Origin of the sequence: Cellulosimicrobium sp. RS, assembly GCF_046159675.1 — a bacterium.
Classification (GTDB): domain Bacteria; phylum Actinomycetota; class Actinomycetes; order Actinomycetales; family Cellulomonadaceae; genus Cellulosimicrobium; species Cellulosimicrobium funkei.
In genome coordinates this window covers 234311-250033 of the sequence record NZ_JBJXVU010000002.1, presented here as the reverse complement: position 1 = coordinate 250033, position 15723 = coordinate 234311, and the positions used below count along the sequence as shown (strand labels likewise).

Genomic DNA, 15723 nt, shown 5'->3' with positions numbered 1-15723 from the left:
CGCGTGGGAGAATCAGGGGCGTGCCCGAGAACCCCGCCGCAGCCGCCCCTGCCCGCGTCAGCCTCGCCGAGGTGACCCCGCCGATCGCGCTCGGCCCGCTCGACGGCCGCTACCGCGCCGCGGTCGCCCCGCTCGTCGACCACCTCAGCGAGGCCGCGCTCAACCGCGAGCGTATCCACGTCGAGGTCGAGTGGCTCATCACGCTGTGCAACGGCGTGCAGGCGGTCGACGAGAACGCCGTCCGTCCGGTCGTGCCCGGCGCGCCCCAGCTCTCCGACGCCGAGGTCGCCTACCTGCGCCGCATCCCCGCGGCGTTCGGTGGCGACGAGATCGCCGAGCTCGCCGCGATCGAGCGCGAGACGGTGCACGACGTCAAGGCGGTCGAGTACTTCGTCAAGCGCCGCCTCGCCGCGGCGCCCGACACGCTGGGCCCCGACACGGTGCTGTCCGGCGTCGGCGAGCTCGTGCACTTCGCGTGCACGAGCGAGGACGTCAACAACCTGTCGTACGCGCTCATGGTGCGCGGCGCCGTCGAGCACGTGTGGCTGCCCGCCGCGACGGCGCTCGCCGACCAGCTCGCGGACATGGCGCGCGAGCACGCCGACGTGCCGATGCTCTCGCGCACGCACGGCCAGCCCGCGACGCCGACGACGCTCGGCAAGGAGCTCGCCGTCCTCGCGCACCGGCTGCGCCGCCAGCTCCGCCGCGTCGGCGCGGCCGAGTACCTGGGCAAGCTCAACGGCGCGACGGGCACGTACGGCGCGCACACCGTCGCCGTCCCGGGCGTGGACTGGCCGTCGGTCTCGAAGCACTTCGTCGAGGGCCTCGGTCTCACGTGGAACCCGCTGACGACGCAGATCGAGTCGCACGACTGGCAGGCCGAGCTGTACGCGGACGTCGCGCGGTTCAACCGGATCCTCCACAACCTCGCGACCGACGTGTGGACGTACATCTCGCTCGGGTTCTTCACGCAGATCCCCGTCCCGGGCGCGACCGGGTCGTCGACCATGCCGCACAAGGTCAACCCGATCCGGTTCGAGAACGCCGAGGCGAACCTCGAGATCTCGTCCGCGCTGCTCGACACGCTCGGCGCGACGCTCGTGACGTCGCGCCTCCAGCGCGACCTCACGGACTCGACGACGCAGCGCAACGTCGGCCCCGCGTTCGGCCACTCGCTCCTCGCGATCGACAACGTGCGCCGCGGCCTGAAGGCCCTCGCCGCGAACGCCGACCTCATGGCGGCGGATCTCGACGAGAACTGGGAGGTGCTCGGCGAGCCCATCCAGTCGGCCATGCGCGCGGCGTCGGTCGCGGGCGTCCCCGGCATGGAGAACCCGTACGAGCGCCTCAAGGACCTCACGCGCGGCCAGCGCGTCGACGCGGCGCGGCTCCGCGAGTTCGTCGCGGGCCTCGGCCTGCCCGACGACGTCGCGCAGCGCCTCGCGGACCTCACCCCCGCGACGTACACGGGCCTCGCCTCCCGCCTGGTCGAGACCTACCTGGACTGACAAGACCGACGCCGAGAACGGGGCTGCTGTCGTCGTCCGACGGATGACGACAGCAGCCCCGTTCTCGTCCGCACGCACCGTCGTGCTCGACGGCGCCCGGGTCAGACGGCGGTCGGCGCGCCCGGGCGGGGGCCGCCCCGGCCCGGCATCCCACCCGCGGCCGCGAGCTGGGAGCGGTGCGCCGCGCGCACTTCGGCGAGCTCGTCGAGGCGGTTGACGACCCAGGTCAGGACGAGCATCGCGGCGGCCGCGAGCGCGAGCAGGCCGAGCACGTTGCCGAGGTCCGCGGTCTGGACGTTCACGGTCCCCGACCAGAAGAAGGTCGAGCGGCTCAGCACGCCTGCGAGGGCGAGACCGCCGAGCACCGGGACGGCCGGCCGCGTCCGGCGCCACAGCAGCGCGACCCCGAGGAGCAGGACGACCGGCGCAGCCAGCGCGGGAGGCGTCCACGGGCTCAGCGCGACACCCGACCACCACGGCACCCCGAAGCTCGCCGCGTCGGCAGCGGTCGCCGCGGCGAACCCGCCGACGGCCAGAGCCATCGCCCCGAGGGTCGCGGCCCGGAGCGTCCACGGCTCAGGCCCGACCCGGCACGCCCGACGTGCGGCGAGCACGCCCGCGTAGACGGACACCGCCGCGACCCACGGCGCGTCGAGGTACGCCGCATAGCTGCTCCCCGCGCCGAGCGAGACCGCGAGCCCGCCCACCCCGGCGACAGCGGCGAGCACCGCAGCAGCGAGGCCGACGCGCTGCGCCCCGGCGAGCGTAAGGGCCACCGCCGCGAGCCAGAGGGTCCACATCGACGCCGTCGGGACGGTCGTCAGGAGCGGTGCGTGCCCGCTCGGGCCGAGCACGGCCCCGACGATCGCCGCGGCGAACGCGAGGACGCGCGCTGCCATGACCACGAGCACGGCGGGCAGGACCACGAGCAGGAGCCCCGTCCCCGCGCGCCGCTGCCGTGGGGACGGGCCCAGCGGCGCGAGCAGCCACTCGCGCGCGGCGGCGCGCAGCAGGTCCCACCGCTCGGCCCGCGTCGGCCGCGACTGCCCGGGCCGCGCGCCGTCGACCAGGTGCCCGAGCATCTCGGCCTCGTGCGCCCGCCGGTAGGTGTACGGGAACAGGCGCAGCAGCCGCCGGTAGTCCCGCACGAGGACCGGCGCCACGAGCACCGGGCCGGCGGCGTCCGTGTCGTGGTGGCCGTCGTGGCCGCTCATGCGGGCACCGCCCCGCCGTCGACGACTCCCCCGTCGAGCCTGCGCGCGGGCCGGGCCGCGGTGCGGTCGCCCGCCGGGGCGGCCGTGCGGCGTCGGGCACCGAGACGCTCGAGCGCGCGGCGTGCCTGGGCCTCGGCGCGCTCGGCCTCGGCGGCGAGGCGCGAGCCGCCCTCACTGGTGAGCCGGTAGTACCGGCGCAGCCGCGAGTCGACGACCTCCTCGTGGTCGACCTCGACGAGCCCGGCGGCGACGAGCCGGTCGATCGCGCCGTAGAGCGTGCCGGCGCGCAGGGTCACGCGCCCGTTGGAGCTGGACTCGACGTCCTGCGCGATGCCGTACCCGTGCAGCGGCCCGGCGGCGAGCGCGGACAGCACGAGGAACGCGGGTTCCTGGAGCGGTTTCGATGCCATGGTGGCGACCATACTCTCGCCGCGAAGGTATGGGCAGGACCCGCAGTGCACGGCGCGTCGCGGCCCGCCGGGCACGGGCCGGGAGAGTCCACCTGGCGACCCGCACCGCGCCGGGCCCCGGAGCGCCGACGACCCCACGCTCGGCGCCGCCGCCGGGAGCGCGTGGCGCAAACCTTCACAGACACGACGTTCTGTGAAACTATCTGCCACATACTCGACGACCCGGAGGATCAGCAATGACGCTCGACGGCTCCCCCACGTCCCCCGCCCCGGCCGGCGTCGGACGACGACAGTTCCTCACCCTCGCCACGGCGGGCGTCGCGGCGAGCACGCTCACCGTGACGGTCGGCTCGCTCACCCCGGCCGCCGCGCTCACCACGCCCGGCGCGACCCACGCCGCACCGACCGCGGCCCCGGCGCCCCGCAAGCGCGAGCTGCGCGCGATGTGGATCTCCAGCGTCGTGAACATCGACTGGCCGTCGGCGTCGGGACTCTCGGCCGAGCAGCAGAAGGCCGAGCTCCTCGGCTGGCTCGACGTCGCGCGCGACTTCCGTCTCAACGCCGTGTTCGTCCAGGTCCGCCCGACGGCCGACGCGTTCTGGCCCAGCCCCTACGAGCCGTGGTCGCAGTACCTCACGGGCGTGCAGGGCCAGGACCCCGGCTACGACCCCCTCGCGTTCGTCGTCGAGGAGTGCCACCGGCGCAACCTGGAGATCCACGCCTGGTACAACCCGTACCGCGTGTCGATGCAGGCCGACCCGGCGCGGCTCGTCCCCGAGCACCCCGCGCGGCAGCACCCGGAGTGGGTGTGGGCCTACGGGGGCAAGCTCTACTTCGACCCGGGCCTGCCCGCGGCGCAGGAGCACATCAAGAACGCGATCCTGCACAGCGTCGAGAACTACGACATCGACGGCGTGCACTTCGACGACTACTTCTACCCGTACGCCGTCGCCGGCGAGACGATCCCGGACGCCGCGACCTTCGCGACCCACGGCGCGGGCTTCGACCGGGTCGAGGACTGGCGGCGCCACAACGTCGACACGTTCGTGCAGTCCATCTCGCAGCGCATCAAGCAGGCGAAGCCGTGGGTCAAGTTCGGCATCAGCCCGTTCGGCATCTGGCGCAACGCCTCGACGGACCCGCGCGGCTCGCAGACGGGCGGCTCGCAGTCGTACGACATGCAGTTCGCCGACACGCGCAAGTGGGTCCTCGAGGGCTGGCTCGACTACATCAACCCGCAGATCTACTGGCAGCTCGGGCTCGCCGTCGCGGACTACGCGAAGCTCGTCCCGTGGTGGGCCGACGTCGCCGCGCAGTCCGGCACGCACCTGTACGTCGGCGAGGCGCTGTACAAGGTGACGTCGGGCGTCTTCACGGACCCGGCCGAGCTGTCGAACCACCTCACGTTCTGCCAGGAGCAGGAGCACCCGGTGCACGGCAACGTCTACTTCTCGGCCAAGCACGTCCCGGCCGACCCGCAGGGCTCGATGACGCGCGTGCGCGACGACCACTACCGGTACCCGGCGCTCGTCCCCGCCATGCCGCACCTCCCGGGCACGAAGGTCCGCACCCCCGTGCTCGCGTGGGCCGGCTGGCGCGACGACGGCGTCCGCGTGCACTGGACCGACGCCGGGGGCCGCCGGTTCGCGGCGACGTCGTTCGCGATCTACCGCGCCGACGGGTGGGTGCAGCACGTGGACACCGAGAACCCGGCGAACCTCGTCGCGACGCAGCGGGCCGAGGGCCGGGTGGTCCAGGACTTCCTCGACCCGACCGCCGTGCGCGGGCGCCGGTACACATACGCCGTGACCGCGCTCGACCGCGTCTGGAACGAGTCCGCACCGAGCAGGGTCCGCTGGTCGGTGTGACGATCGTCGTGCCGGGCCTCGGCCCGGCACGATCGCCCTTCGCCGGAACTGGGGCCGCGCGAGGGGCAGGCCCGACGGCGCGTGGTTCGCTGGGTGCGCCACGCGCCGTCGGGGTTCCCCGGCCACCCGACCGTGGGCGCCGGGTGGCACAGTGGGACGCGTGAGCACGCCCGACCTCCGCCCCGCCGACCCCTCGACCGCCGGAGCGCCGGCCCCGCCGTCCGACCTCCCGCCGCTGCGCACCGTCGGGTGGGTGAACGTCCGCGACGGACGCCTGCTCGCGGTACGGACCACCGGGAAGGACCGCTTCTTCATGCCGGGCGGCAAGGTCGAGCCCGGCGAGTCGGACGCCGAGGCGCTGGTGCGCGAGATCCACGAGGAGCTCGGCGTGCGCCTCGACCCGGCGACGGTGCGCCCGGCGTTCGTCGCCGAGGCGCCGGGGCACGGCCTGGGCGGGCGCGTCGTGCGGATGCACTGCCTGTACGCCGAGCCGCTGCCCGGGTCCCCCGAGCCGGCGCCGGACGCCGAGATCGCCGAGCTCGCGTGGCTCACGCCGGCCGACGCGGACCGGGTCCCGCCCGCCGGCCGCATCGTCCTCGAGCGGCTCGCGGACGTCCTCTCGGCCTGACCGCGCGCCCGGCCGGCAGGCCGCCCGCACCCGGCATGGGGACCTCGCCCCATGGGCACCCCGAGACGCGGGGGCGCCCGCCCACGTACGCTCCGGGAGCACGATCCGCCGCGACAGAGGGACGACCATGGGGTTCTACGGTGCCGACATCGGCGAGCTGCGCAGGCTCGCGCAGAGCCTGACGACGGCGTCGGAGTCGCTCGAGACGACGCGCGGCGGCCTCCAGTCCACCGTCAGCGGGGCCCGCTGGGCCGGCCCCGACGGCGACGAGCTGCGCGGCCGCTGGACCTCGGAGCTCGGCCCCGCGCTCGCCGCGGCCGCAGCCACGCTCCGCGACGCGGCCGACAAGGTGCGCACGAACGCCGACCAGCAGGAGAGCGCCAGCTCCGACGGCACGGGCGGGGGCGCCAGCGGCCCCGGCGGGTCCGGGTCGGGCTCCGGCGGGTCGGGCTCCGGCGGGTCGGGCGACGGCGGCGAGAGCGGTGACGGCCCCGGCGGCCCGACGGTCTCGGTGAAGGGCAGCCAGAGCGGCGGCACCGACAACGGTGGCCTCGGGAGCCCCGCGACCGAGGGCACGGACTCGAAGGTCGGCTTCGGCGTCTCCCACGACCCGAACAGCGGCGAGACGACGTACTCCGGCAACGGGTCGCTCGCCGACTGGTTCAAGACGACCGACGGCTCCAAGGTCTCGTTCGGCGTCAACGGCGGCGCCGAGTACACGGTCGGGGAGAAGTCGGAGGACGGCTTCACCACCTACACGTCGAAGTCGGACGTCTCGATCGGCGTCGAGGGCGGCGTCTCGAAGGGCGGCACGGGCGTCAGCGGGGGGTACACGACCGGCGTCACGTCGGAGTACACCCTGAAGATGCCCGACGGCACCGACGTCGACCCCGGGTCCGTCAACCCGTTCGACCCGCGGAGCATGCCGGTCGGGTCGTCCGTGACGATGGACGGCGGGAGCTACGCCAAGACCGAGCTCGACGCCGCGTTCCGGCACATCGCGCTCGAGTCGTCCGTCAAGGACTCCGAGGGCGTGAGCAGCCTCATCGAGCGCACGGGCGACGACACCGTCCGCGTCACCGCAGGCCCGACGGAGGCGATCGCGAACCACGCGGGCCTCGGCCTCGACTTCGACGCGGTCAAGGTCATGCTCGGCAACACGACGTCGCTCGACGGCGCGTCCCTGCGCAGCGCCGAGTTCGACCTGTCGACGCCCGAGGGCCAGGCCGCCTACGACACCTACCTCGTCACCGGCGAGATCCCCGGGGACCCGTCGACCGGGATCTCCGGCACGACGACCATCGAGCGCGTCAACTACGACTCGACGTCGACCGTCGGCTTCGACACGCCTGTCGGCGGGGCCGAGTGGCAGATCGGCCAGAACACCGGGTCGCTCGTCGCGACGACCTACCCCGACGGCAGCACCGAGCAGCTCATGACCGCGACGTACGGCGACCGAGGCGACTTCCGCCTGTCGCAGTCGTTCGACGCCTCCGGCACGGAGGACCTCTCGGCGCGCACGTACTCGTTCGACGTCACGGCCGACGACATGTCGTCGCAGTACTTCAACACGCGCGACTTCTCCGGCTTCTCGCCGTCCGCCGAGGTGTCGCCCGGCCAGCAGGTGACGATGACGCTCACCGAGTCGCAGATGAACCGCCTCGCCGACAGCGTGCGGACCGCCGTCGAGAACGACGCCCTCGGCATGCAGACGCGGGCCGTCGTCACCGACTACGACATGCAGCCGCTCTCGGACCCGTACCAGCTCGCCACGAGCCTGGCCCGGGCGGCCGACTCCGACCTGGACCTCGTCATGATGATCAGCGAGATCAACGCCGCGGGCGACGGCTCGGTCACGGACCGCTCCGCCGCCCGGTTCCCCGGCACGGTGACGCCGGGCGGCTGACGCCGCGCCGCCCGGAGGGGCGCGGCGCCGGGTCGGCTCAGCGGGGCTTCTGCGCCGAGAGGTACGCGGTCGAGACGAAGCCCGTCCGGCCCCCGGCGGTCACCTTGAGCCACCCCTTCGAGGCGGTGCCTGCGTGCGTCACCACGGAGCCGCGCCCGAGCCGTGCGACGACCTTGGACGAGGTCGACGCCGACGCCCGCAGGTTGAGGCTCGACGCGGTGACGTACGACGTCGCGGCCTTGGGCGGTGCGGGCTTCGCGGGCGCCGGCTTCGCGGGCGCCGCCGGTGCGCTCGTCGAGGTGTACTGGGCGGAGACCCAGCCGGTCCGTCCGTTCGCGGTGACCTTGAGCCAGCCGCCCGAGGTCGACGCGACCGCGAGCTTCGTGCCCTTCGCCAGGCGTGCGACCACGGCCGAGGACGTCGTCGCCGACGCCCGCAGGTTGAGCGACGCGGCCGTGACGTACCGCGTCGCCGGCTGGGGCGCCGACGGCTTCGGCGCCGGCTGGGGTGCCGGCGGCTTCGTCACCGGGGGCGTGCTGACCGGCGCGGGCTTCGTCGGCCCGATGCTCGCGGCCGGGACCCAGCCCGTCGTCCGCCCCGACGTGACCCGGCGCCACGTGCCGCTCTCGTCCCCGGGCTTGCCGACGACGGTCGCCCCGCGCGCGACCCGGGCGATGACGGCGCCGGTGCCCGCCCCGGCGCGCACGTCCACGGCGGCGTTCGTGTAGTAGGTGCACGACGTCGCGGTTGACCGGGCGGCCACCCGCGTCGCGTCGCGCCCGAGGTCGACGCCCTTGCCCTTGAGGTAGGCGAGCGGGTCGGTGTGCGACGCGCCCGACCCGTAGGTGCCGTTCCAGACCTCGAGGTGCAGGTGCGGCGAGGTGGAGATGCCGGTGGAGCCGACGTCGGCGATGCGCTGCCCGGCCTTGACCGTCTGCCCGGCCTTGACGTACTTGTCGCCGTCGATGACGTGCCCGTAGACGCTCGAGACCGTCTTCCCGCCGATGGTGTGCCGCAGGACGACCCACTGCCCGAACCCGCTGACGCTGCCCGCGCGCAGGACGGTGCCGTCGGCGATCGCGTTGATCCGCGTGCCGGAGGTCGCGCCGAGGTCCTGCCCGAGGTGCCAGGTCGAGGCGCTGGCGACCGGCATGCAGCGCGGGCCGTAGTAGGAGGAGACCGAGTAGGTGCGCGCCCCCAGCGGCGCCACGACGGCGGCCGCCGCGCTCGCGCTCGGGGCGACGAGCAGCCCGCCGAGCCCCGTGGCGAGCGCCGTCGCCATCGCCACGCTCGCCACGCCCGACCAGCGCCTCGCGTTCCGAACCATCCTCTGCCCCCTGAAAAGAAATCAGACATACCCGGCGTGTCGGGTTGACACGCCTCAGGAACGGTAAGGCCAGTCCGTGGGGACCGCCAGATGGACGACCGTCCAACAGCGCCGAGGGCTCGACGAGGCGGGGCGTACCGTCGTGCCATGACCGTCGGGACGGGACGCGCGGACGACGACCTCCTCGCTGCGACGCTGCCCGTGCTCGGCCTCGCGCTCGCGTCGGTCGCGGCCGTGCGCGACGCCGCGGCGCGGGCGGGCGGGTTCGACCCCGGACCGGCCCCGGACCCCGAGCGCGTCGCGGCGGCGTTCGCGAGCGACCGGCTGCTGCGGGTCGACGGCGCTCCGGTGGACGGGTTCGCGCCGCTGTCCGGCTTCTTCCGCACGGCGGACGGCTGGGTCCGCACGCACGCGAACTACCCGCACCACCGCGCGCGGCTGCTCGCGCTCCTTGACCTGCCCGCCACGGTCGCGGACCCCCCGTCCCGGGACGACGTCGCGACGGCGCTCGCCGCGCGGTCGGCGCAGGAGGTCGAGGACCTCGCGGCCTCGGTCGGCGCGATCGCCGTGCGCGTGCGCTCTGCGGACGAGTGGCGCGCGTCCGCGCCGGGCCGGGCCGCGGCGTCGGGCCCTGGCGTGCGGACCGCGGTGCGCGACGACGCCGCTCCCCCGCGCCCGCTCGCCGTCGGGCCCCGGCCGCTCGCCGGCCTCCGGGTCCTGGATCTCACCCGCGTCATCGCCGGGCCCGTCGCGACCCGGACGCTCGCGCTGCTCGGCGCGGACGTCCTGCGCGTCGACCCGCCGGGCCTGCCCGAGATCGAGGTCCAGCACCTCGACACCGGGCAGGGCAAGCGGTCCGCGCTGCTCGACCTCGCGACCCCCGACGGCCGGGCCCGGGCCCAGGAGCTGCTCGACGCCGCCGACGTCCTCGTGACGGGCTACCGCCCGGGCGCGGTCGAGGCGTTCGGCCTGCGCCTGCCGGGCGGCGCGGTGCACGCGCGCGTCAGCGCGTGGGGCGACGACGGCCCGTGGGCCCCGCGCCGCGGCTTCGACTCGATCGTGCAGGCGGCCAGCGGGATCGCGCTCGTGGAGGGCACCCGGGACGGGACCGTGGGCGACGCCTCGACCGCCGCGCCCGGCGCCCTGCCCGCCCAGGCGCTCGACCACGCGACGGGCTACCTCCTGGCCGCGGCCGTCGTGGACGCCCTCGCCGACCGCGCGGCCGACGGCCGCGGGCGCGACGTCGACGGCGCGCTCGCCCGCACCGCGCACGCGCTGCTCGTCGCCCCCGGGCGCGACCCCGCGCACGGGCCGCCGCGGACGCCGGGGGCGCGGTGCGTCGTCGGGCACCGGGTGCGCCTCGACGGCCGGGACGTCGAGGTGACGACGACCCGGCCCGCGCTCGACCGCCTCGCGGGCGAGCCCGTCGACGACTGCCCGGCGCCGGCCCGGCCGTGGGGCGCGGACGCGCCGCGGTGGACGACCCCGCGCGGCGCGTCCGGAGCCGACGGCTGAGCGGGAAGCCGGACGTCAGGCGTGGTCGAGGCGGCGCAGGATCGCGCCCTCGCGCAGCGCCCACGGGCAGATCTCGACCTCGTCCACGCCGAGCGCGCGCATCGTCTCGACCGCGACCACCCCGCCCGCGACGATCTGGAACGTGCGCTCCGGCGTGATGCCCGGCAGCGCGGTGCGGCCCTCGGCCGTGATGCGCGCGAGCCGCGGCACCCAGTCCGCGAGCTGCGCGCGGCGCATCCGCCACCGGTCGTCGGGGCCGACCGCCTCGGTCTGCATGCCCGCGAGCCGCGCGAGCGAGCGGAACGTCTTGGACGTCGCGACGACGTGGTCCGGGCGCGGGAGCCGGGCGAACCGCGCGACGGCGGGCGCGAGCGTCGCGCGCACGTGCTCGCGCAGCGCCTCGACGTGCTCGGGCGCGGGCGGGTCGTCGGGCAGGAAGGCCATGGTCATGCGGCCCGCGCCGAGCGGGAGGGACACGGCGAGGTCGGGCTCCTCGTCGACGCCCGACGCGATCTCGAGCGACCCGCCCCCGATGTCGAGGACGAGCAGGCGTCCCGCGGCCCAGCCGTGCCAGCGGCGCGCGGCGAGGAACGTCAGGCGCGACTCGTCCTCGCCGGAGAGCACGTGGACCGGCTGCCCGACGCGCTCGCCGATCGCGGCGAGCACCTCGGGCCCGTTGGTCGCGTCCCGCAGCGCCGACGTCGCCATGGGCAGCATCTCGTCGACGGCGGACTCGCGCGCGAGCGCCATCGCGTCGTCGACGGCGGCGAGCATCGCCGCGACGCCCTCCGGGGACAGCGACCCGTCGGGCCGGAGGTAGCGCATGATGCGCACGACCGTGCGCGCCCCCGCGGCCTGCACGGGACGCGCCGCGTAGGCGGCGTCGACGACGGCGAGGTGCACGGTGTTCGAGCCGATGTCGAGGACGCCCAGGCGCGTGGTGCTGCTCACGCGGCGAGCCTAGCGGCGCGGCGAGGGCCGCCGTCGGGCGTCCTGCCCGACGACGGCCCTCGTCCGGTGCGCGGCGCGCACCCGTGGTGACGCGGCGGTCAGCCGCAGGCCAGCGCCTCGTACGCCGCGTCGACCGTCGACGTCGTGCCGTCCGCGGCGACGACCGTGACGGTCGCCGTCCCGGCCTCGACGGACGTCGTGCGCGTCGTGAACGACTGGTAGGCGCTCCTGCCCGGCTGCACGTGCCGGACCGTCCGCTCGCCGAACGGCGTCGTGAGAGTCACGTCCACCGGCGCGTCGGCCGTGCTGGTCGCGCGGACCGCGACGAACGCCCGGCCGCCGAGGCAGCGCGCGCTCGCCTCGACCTCGACCGGCGCGGGCGGGGCGACGGCGGAGACCGACGGGATGCGGTCGGCCGCGCCGGTGCCCCACGTGAGGCCCGCGCTCGTGCCGGACAGGTCGAAGTCGAGCGTGCCGCCGTCCTGCAGCGCCGCGACGTCGAGCCACGCGGCGGTGTGCGCGACGCCGTCGACCTCCAGGCCGGCGACGTAGCTCGGGAGCTTCTCGTTCGCGCCCGCCGCGTCGATGCGCAGCGTCGCCCCGGCGTCGGTCGTGAGCGTCGCGGCCTGCACCTTCGGCGCGTTGAGCGCGAGGATCCCCGAGCCCGGCATGACGGGCTCGAACCCGAGCGACGCCATGACGTACCAGGCGGCAAGCGTGCCGAGGTCGTCGTTCCCGACGCCGCCGCCCGGGGTGTCCGGGAAGCGGTTGAGGTTCGCGGCGAGGACGTCGTTCGTCTTCCACGGCTGGCCCACGTAGCCGTAGAGCCACGCGTTCATGATCGTCGGCTCGTTGCCCGGGTTGTAGCGGATGGTCGTGTAGTACGAGCTGCCGCCCTTGGCCCACGTGCTCGGCGAGACGCCGGGGTTCGCGGCGAGCGCCGGCTGGTCGAAGTAGTAGTCGAGACGCTCGACGAAGCCGTCCTCGCCGCCCATGACCTCCTGGAGGCCCGTGACGTCCTGCGGCACCATCCACTGGTACTGCCACGGCACGCCCTCGTGGAAGCCGGAGCGCGTGACGTCCGTCAGCTCGGGCAGCGTGACGAACTCGCCCGTCGGGCGCTTCGCGTTGACCATGCCCTGGAAGCCACCCGAGAGCTCGACGTCCGGGTTCCAGAGGTTGCGCCAGTTGCGACCCTTGTCGAGGAACGCCTGGCCGCCCTCGCGACCCGTGCGCTCGGCCGCAGCGCCGAGGCTCGCGTCGGCGAGCGCGAGCTCGAGCGTCGCCGAGCCGCCGTGGCGGTACTCCTCGAACTGGCCGCCGAGGCCGCCCTCGTTCTCGGGGTAGAACGGCACGTGGCCGTGCTCGGCGTAGAACTCGGTGCTGCGCCGCCCGACGGACGCGACGTCGTCCGGCGGGGTCGTCGTGGCGTTCTCGACGAGGTAGTCCCACAGCTCGTCCGCGATGTCGTCGGGGACGGTGCCGAGCGCGAAGTTCTCCGCGAGCCACGGCGTGACGGGGTCGCCCGCCATGATGTTGGTCTCCAGTGCACCGAGGGACCAGCGCGGCAGCCAGCCGCCCTCGACGCGGTGCTGGTACATCGAGCGCACGATGTCCTGCGCGCGCTCGGGCAGCAGGAGGGCGTGCAGCGTCGCCTGCGTGCGGTACGTGTCCCAGAGCGAGAAGTTCTGGTAGTAGTCCCAGCCGTCGGCCTGGTGGACCTCGAGGTCCATGCCGCGGTACCGGCCGTCGACGTCGCTGCCGATCGTCGGGGACAGCAGCGTCTTGTAGAGCTGGGTGTAGAAGATCCGGCGCTGGTCGGGCGACGCGTCGATCGCGGCACGGCCCAGCTCCGCGTTCCACGCGTCGCGGGCCTCCTCACGCACGGTGTCGAACGCGACCTGCCCGCCCTCGTCGGTGGCCTCGGCCTCGCGGTTGGCGCGCGCGCCGTCGACGCTCACGAAGGACACGCCCACGCTCACCTCGACGTCGCGGTCGGTCGTGGTGTCGAACACCGCGACGGCGCCGTTGTTGCCGCCCGCGACCTCGCTCGTCGTGGAGCCCGCGACGTAGCGCGCATCGGTCCCCCACGTGCCGCTCGACGCGACCGGGCGGTCGAACGTCGCGCTGAAGAAGTACCGCTGCTTGTCCGGCGTGCCGCCGCAGAAGCCGCCGTTGTCGACCCAGCCCTCGAGCGTGCGGTCGTCGACCCACGTCACCGAGCTCGCGCCGGCGTCGCGCAGGGTCTGGCCCACGTTGAACGACAGGTGCGACGTCGTCGAGGCGGGGAACGTGTAGCGGTGCGCGCCGACGCGCGTGGTCGCGGTGAGCTCGGCGTGCACGTCGTTCGCGAGGGTCACCTCGTAGAACCCGGCCGACGCGCGCTCGGTGCTCTTCTGGTCCTTGATGGCGATGAAGGAGCGCGACGTGCGCGGGGTCGCGCTCGTGTCCGGCGTGACGAGCAGCTCGCCCGCCGCGGGGCAGCCCGCGCTGTTCACGTGCCGGTGGCTGAAGCCCCACACGCGCCCCGCGTTCGTGCTGTACGACGTCGAGGCGTAGGAGTTCGTGTTGTCCGGGCTGAGCTGGACCATGCCGAACGGCACGGTCGCGCCCGGGTAGGCGTTGCCCTCGCTCTCGGTGCCGACGAACGGGTTGACCTCGAGCGTGAGGTCGTCGCGAGCGGCGGCGGTGACGGTGCCCTCGTCGGCGGGGGCGGCGCCCGCGGCGGCGGGCAGCAGCGTGCCCGGCGCGACGGCGAGCGCGAGCCCTGCGGCGAGCAGGGCGAGTCGTGGTCGTCTCATGCCATGTCCTCTTCGACGTGCGACCGGGCGTCGTCGCCCGGGGCGCCCCGGGGCCGTCGGTCAGGTGCCGCCCGGGCCGCTCGTGGCGGGGCGACGGTGCTCCTGGTCGACGACGGGCGTCCGTCGGCCACCCTCTCCCGGCTATGACTGCGCTGTCAATCGCGTGCCCGAGGCAGCGGGTCCGTCGAGCGGACGGGGGTCAGCGCGCGCCGGCGGCCTCGTGGACGAGCGCCTGGGCGTCCGCGACGACCGCGCGCTCCTCGGCCTGCGCAGCCGCGACGGCCTCCGCACGGGCCGCGACGATCGCGCGGTGCAGGTCGGCGTGCACGCGGCGCCGCACGCCGCGCGCGATCTCGTCGGCCTCGTCCGGCTCGACCGGGTCGCCGTCCGCCTCGCGCAGCGCGACGACGTCGGCCACCTCGAGCGCGACGCGCCGCTCGGCGTCGGCCAGCAGGGCGACCACGGCGGTGTCCGCCGCCCGCCCGAGGCGCGTCTCCTCGAACGCCCGCGTCGCCTCGTCGACGATCGTGCGCGCCTGCGTCACGAGCTCGGACGCGATCGACGGCGAGTGCGCCGCGAGCGTCGCGAGGTCGTACAGGAGCACGCCCTCGACGTCGGCCACGCGCGGGTCGACGTCGCGGTGCAGCGCGAGGTCGAGCACGACCGTGGGGCGCGCGACGGGCTCGTCGCCCGCCCGCACCGCAGCCCGCTCGCGCGCTCGCACCACCGCGGCGGCGTCGAGCACGTGCTCGATCGCCTGCTCGCGCCGCTCGGAGCCCGGGCGCGCGGCGTCCGCCGCGAGCGCCCGACCGCGCGCGCCGCTGCACGACACCACGAGGTCCGCGTCCTCGAGCGCCGCGACGAGGTCCGTCACGGCCTCCACGCCGCGCGCGGCGGCGAACTCCTCGGCGCGGCCGGACTGCGAGTAGACCCGCACGTCGTCGCACCCGAGCGCCCGCAGCGCGGCGAGGCTCGCGCCCGCGTACGACCCGGTGCCGATGAGGACGGCGCGGACCTGCGGCCACGGCGGCAGCTCGGCGGCGGCGAGGTCGAGCCCGAGCGCGACGACGGAGCGACCGGCCCCGCCGAGCGTCGTGTGCGTGCTGACCTTCTTGGAGGTGCGCGACGCCGTCTGGAAGAGGAGCTCGAGCGTCGAGGACGTCACGCCGTCGGCGTGCGCGGTCTCCAGCGCCCGCTTCACCTGGCCGGCGATCTCGCGCTCTCCCACGACCATCGAGTCCAGGCCCGACGCGACGGCGAACAGGTGCTCGGCGACCTCGGTCCCGGCGCGCGTGCGGAACGACGCGAGCGCCTCCGCCACCTCCACGCCCGACGCCTCGGCGACCATGCGCGCGACGTGCTCGGTCGCGTGCTGCACGCCGGTGCCGTCGAGGGGGGCGTCCACGTCGAGGTACAGCTCGAACCGGTTGCACGTCGCGAGGACGACCGCACCGGTGATCACGTCGCACGCCGCGACCGCGGAGCCGCCGATCGAGTGGGCCCCGGTGGAGAGTCGTTCCAGGGCGTCGAGGTCCAGCTCGTGGTGGCTGGCCGTGAGGGAGAGAAGAGCCACAGTGCCTCCGATTTAATCATTC

At 75.1% G+C, this 15723-nt stretch carries 11 protein-coding genes; 5 read left to right on the top strand and 6 right to left on the bottom strand.

Annotated elements, in window-relative coordinates:
• Nucleotides 1–20: 20 nt before the first annotated feature.
• Nucleotides 21–1508 carry an adenylosuccinate lyase gene (purB, locus tag ACI769_RS04300; RefSeq protein ID WP_085386764.1) on the top strand — a complete coding sequence of 496 codons (1488 nt, stop codon included), beginning with the start codon at nucleotides 21–23 and terminating at the stop codon, nucleotides 1506–1508.
• 101 nt (nucleotides 1509–1609) lie between these two features.
• Here purB and ACI769_RS04295 read toward each other — a convergent pair whose 3' ends face one another.
• Complete coding sequence (locus ACI769_RS04295) at nucleotides 1610–2722, bottom strand: hypothetical protein (protein WP_043656598.1); 1113 nt, start codon at nucleotides 2720–2722, stop codon at nucleotides 1610–1612.
• Nucleotides 2719–3132, bottom strand: a complete 414-nt coding sequence (locus tag ACI769_RS04290; protein ID WP_085386765.1) for a PadR family transcriptional regulator — start codon at nucleotides 3130–3132, stop codon at nucleotides 2719–2721. The genes ACI769_RS04295 and ACI769_RS04290 overlap by 4 nt, the downstream gene beginning before the upstream one ends.
• Nucleotides 3133–3368: 236 nt before the next feature.
• Between ACI769_RS04290 and ACI769_RS04285 the strand changes: the two genes are divergently transcribed.
• From ACI769_RS04285 to ACI769_RS04275, 3 genes are all read left to right on the top strand, one after another.
• Entirely contained in the window at nucleotides 3369–5000 is a 1632-nt protein-coding gene (locus tag ACI769_RS04285) for a glycoside hydrolase family 10 protein (protein WP_085386766.1), read from the top strand.
• A gap of 160 nt (nucleotides 5001–5160) precedes the next feature.
• Entirely contained in the window at nucleotides 5161–5628 is a 468-nt protein-coding gene (locus ACI769_RS04280; protein ID WP_409141232.1) for an NUDIX hydrolase, read from the top strand.
• A gap of 127 nt (nucleotides 5629–5755) precedes the next feature.
• Entirely contained in the window at nucleotides 5756–7534 is a 1779-nt protein-coding gene (locus ACI769_RS04275; RefSeq protein ID WP_409141231.1) for a hypothetical protein, read from the top strand.
• 37 nt (nucleotides 7535–7571) lie between these two features.
• On the opposite strand, the gene ACI769_RS04270 is transcribed toward ACI769_RS04275, so the two are convergent.
• Nucleotides 7572–8831, bottom strand: a complete 1260-nt coding sequence (locus ACI769_RS04270; protein ID WP_409141230.1) for an SH3 domain-containing protein — start codon at nucleotides 8829–8831, stop codon at nucleotides 7572–7574.
• 177 nt (nucleotides 8832–9008) lie between these two features.
• On the opposite strand from ACI769_RS04270, the gene ACI769_RS04265 reads away from it, so the two are divergent.
• The gene (locus ACI769_RS04265) at nucleotides 9009–10376 is read left to right on the top strand and encodes a CoA transferase (protein WP_409141229.1); all 1368 of its coding nucleotides are present in this window, start codon (nucleotides 9009–9011) and stop codon (nucleotides 10374–10376) included.
• A 15-nt stretch (nucleotides 10377–10391) separates the two neighbouring features.
• Here ACI769_RS04265 and ACI769_RS04260 read toward each other — a convergent pair whose 3' ends face one another.
• From ACI769_RS04260 to ACI769_RS04250, 3 genes are all read right to left on the bottom strand, one after another.
• On the bottom strand, nucleotides 10392–11327 hold the full coding sequence (locus tag ACI769_RS04260) for a Ppx/GppA phosphatase family protein (RefSeq protein WP_409141228.1): 936 nt from the start codon (nucleotides 11325–11327) through the stop codon (nucleotides 10392–10394).
• Between the two features lie 98 nt (nucleotides 11328–11425).
• Nucleotides 11426–14128: a GH92 family glycosyl hydrolase gene (locus ACI769_RS04255; protein ID WP_409141227.1), complete on the bottom strand. Its 2703-nt coding sequence runs from the start codon at nucleotides 14126–14128 to the stop codon at nucleotides 11426–11428.
• Between the two features lie 199 nt (nucleotides 14129–14327).
• Nucleotides 14328–15701: a glutamyl-tRNA reductase gene (locus tag ACI769_RS04250; RefSeq protein ID WP_409141226.1), complete on the bottom strand. Its 1374-nt coding sequence runs from the start codon at nucleotides 15699–15701 to the stop codon at nucleotides 14328–14330.
• Nucleotides 15702–15723: the final 22 nt, after the last annotated feature.

What these genes read in the sequence shown, in the direction of transcription:
- ACI769_RS04295 (WP_043656598.1), bottom strand. Translation starts at nt 2,722, where the DNA reads ATGAGCGGCCACGACGGCCACCACGACACGGACGCCGCCGGCCCGGTG.
- ACI769_RS04290 (WP_085386765.1), bottom strand. Translation starts at nt 3,132, where the DNA reads ATGGCATCGAAACCGCTCCAGGAACCCGCGTTCCTCGTGCTGTCCGCG.
- ACI769_RS04285 (WP_085386766.1), top strand. Translation starts at nt 3,369, where the DNA reads ATGACGCTCGACGGCTCCCCCACGTCCCCCGCCCCGGCCGGCGTCGGA.
- ACI769_RS04275 (WP_409141231.1), top strand. Translation starts at nt 5,756, where the DNA reads ATGGGGTTCTACGGTGCCGACATCGGCGAGCTGCGCAGGCTCGCGCAG.
- ACI769_RS04265 (WP_409141229.1), top strand. Translation starts at nt 9,009, where the DNA reads ATGACCGTCGGGACGGGACGCGCGGACGACGACCTCCTCGCTGCGACG.
- ACI769_RS04255 (WP_409141227.1), bottom strand. Translation starts at nt 14,128, where the DNA reads ATGAGACGACCACGACTCGCCCTGCTCGCCGCAGGGCTCGCGCTCGCC.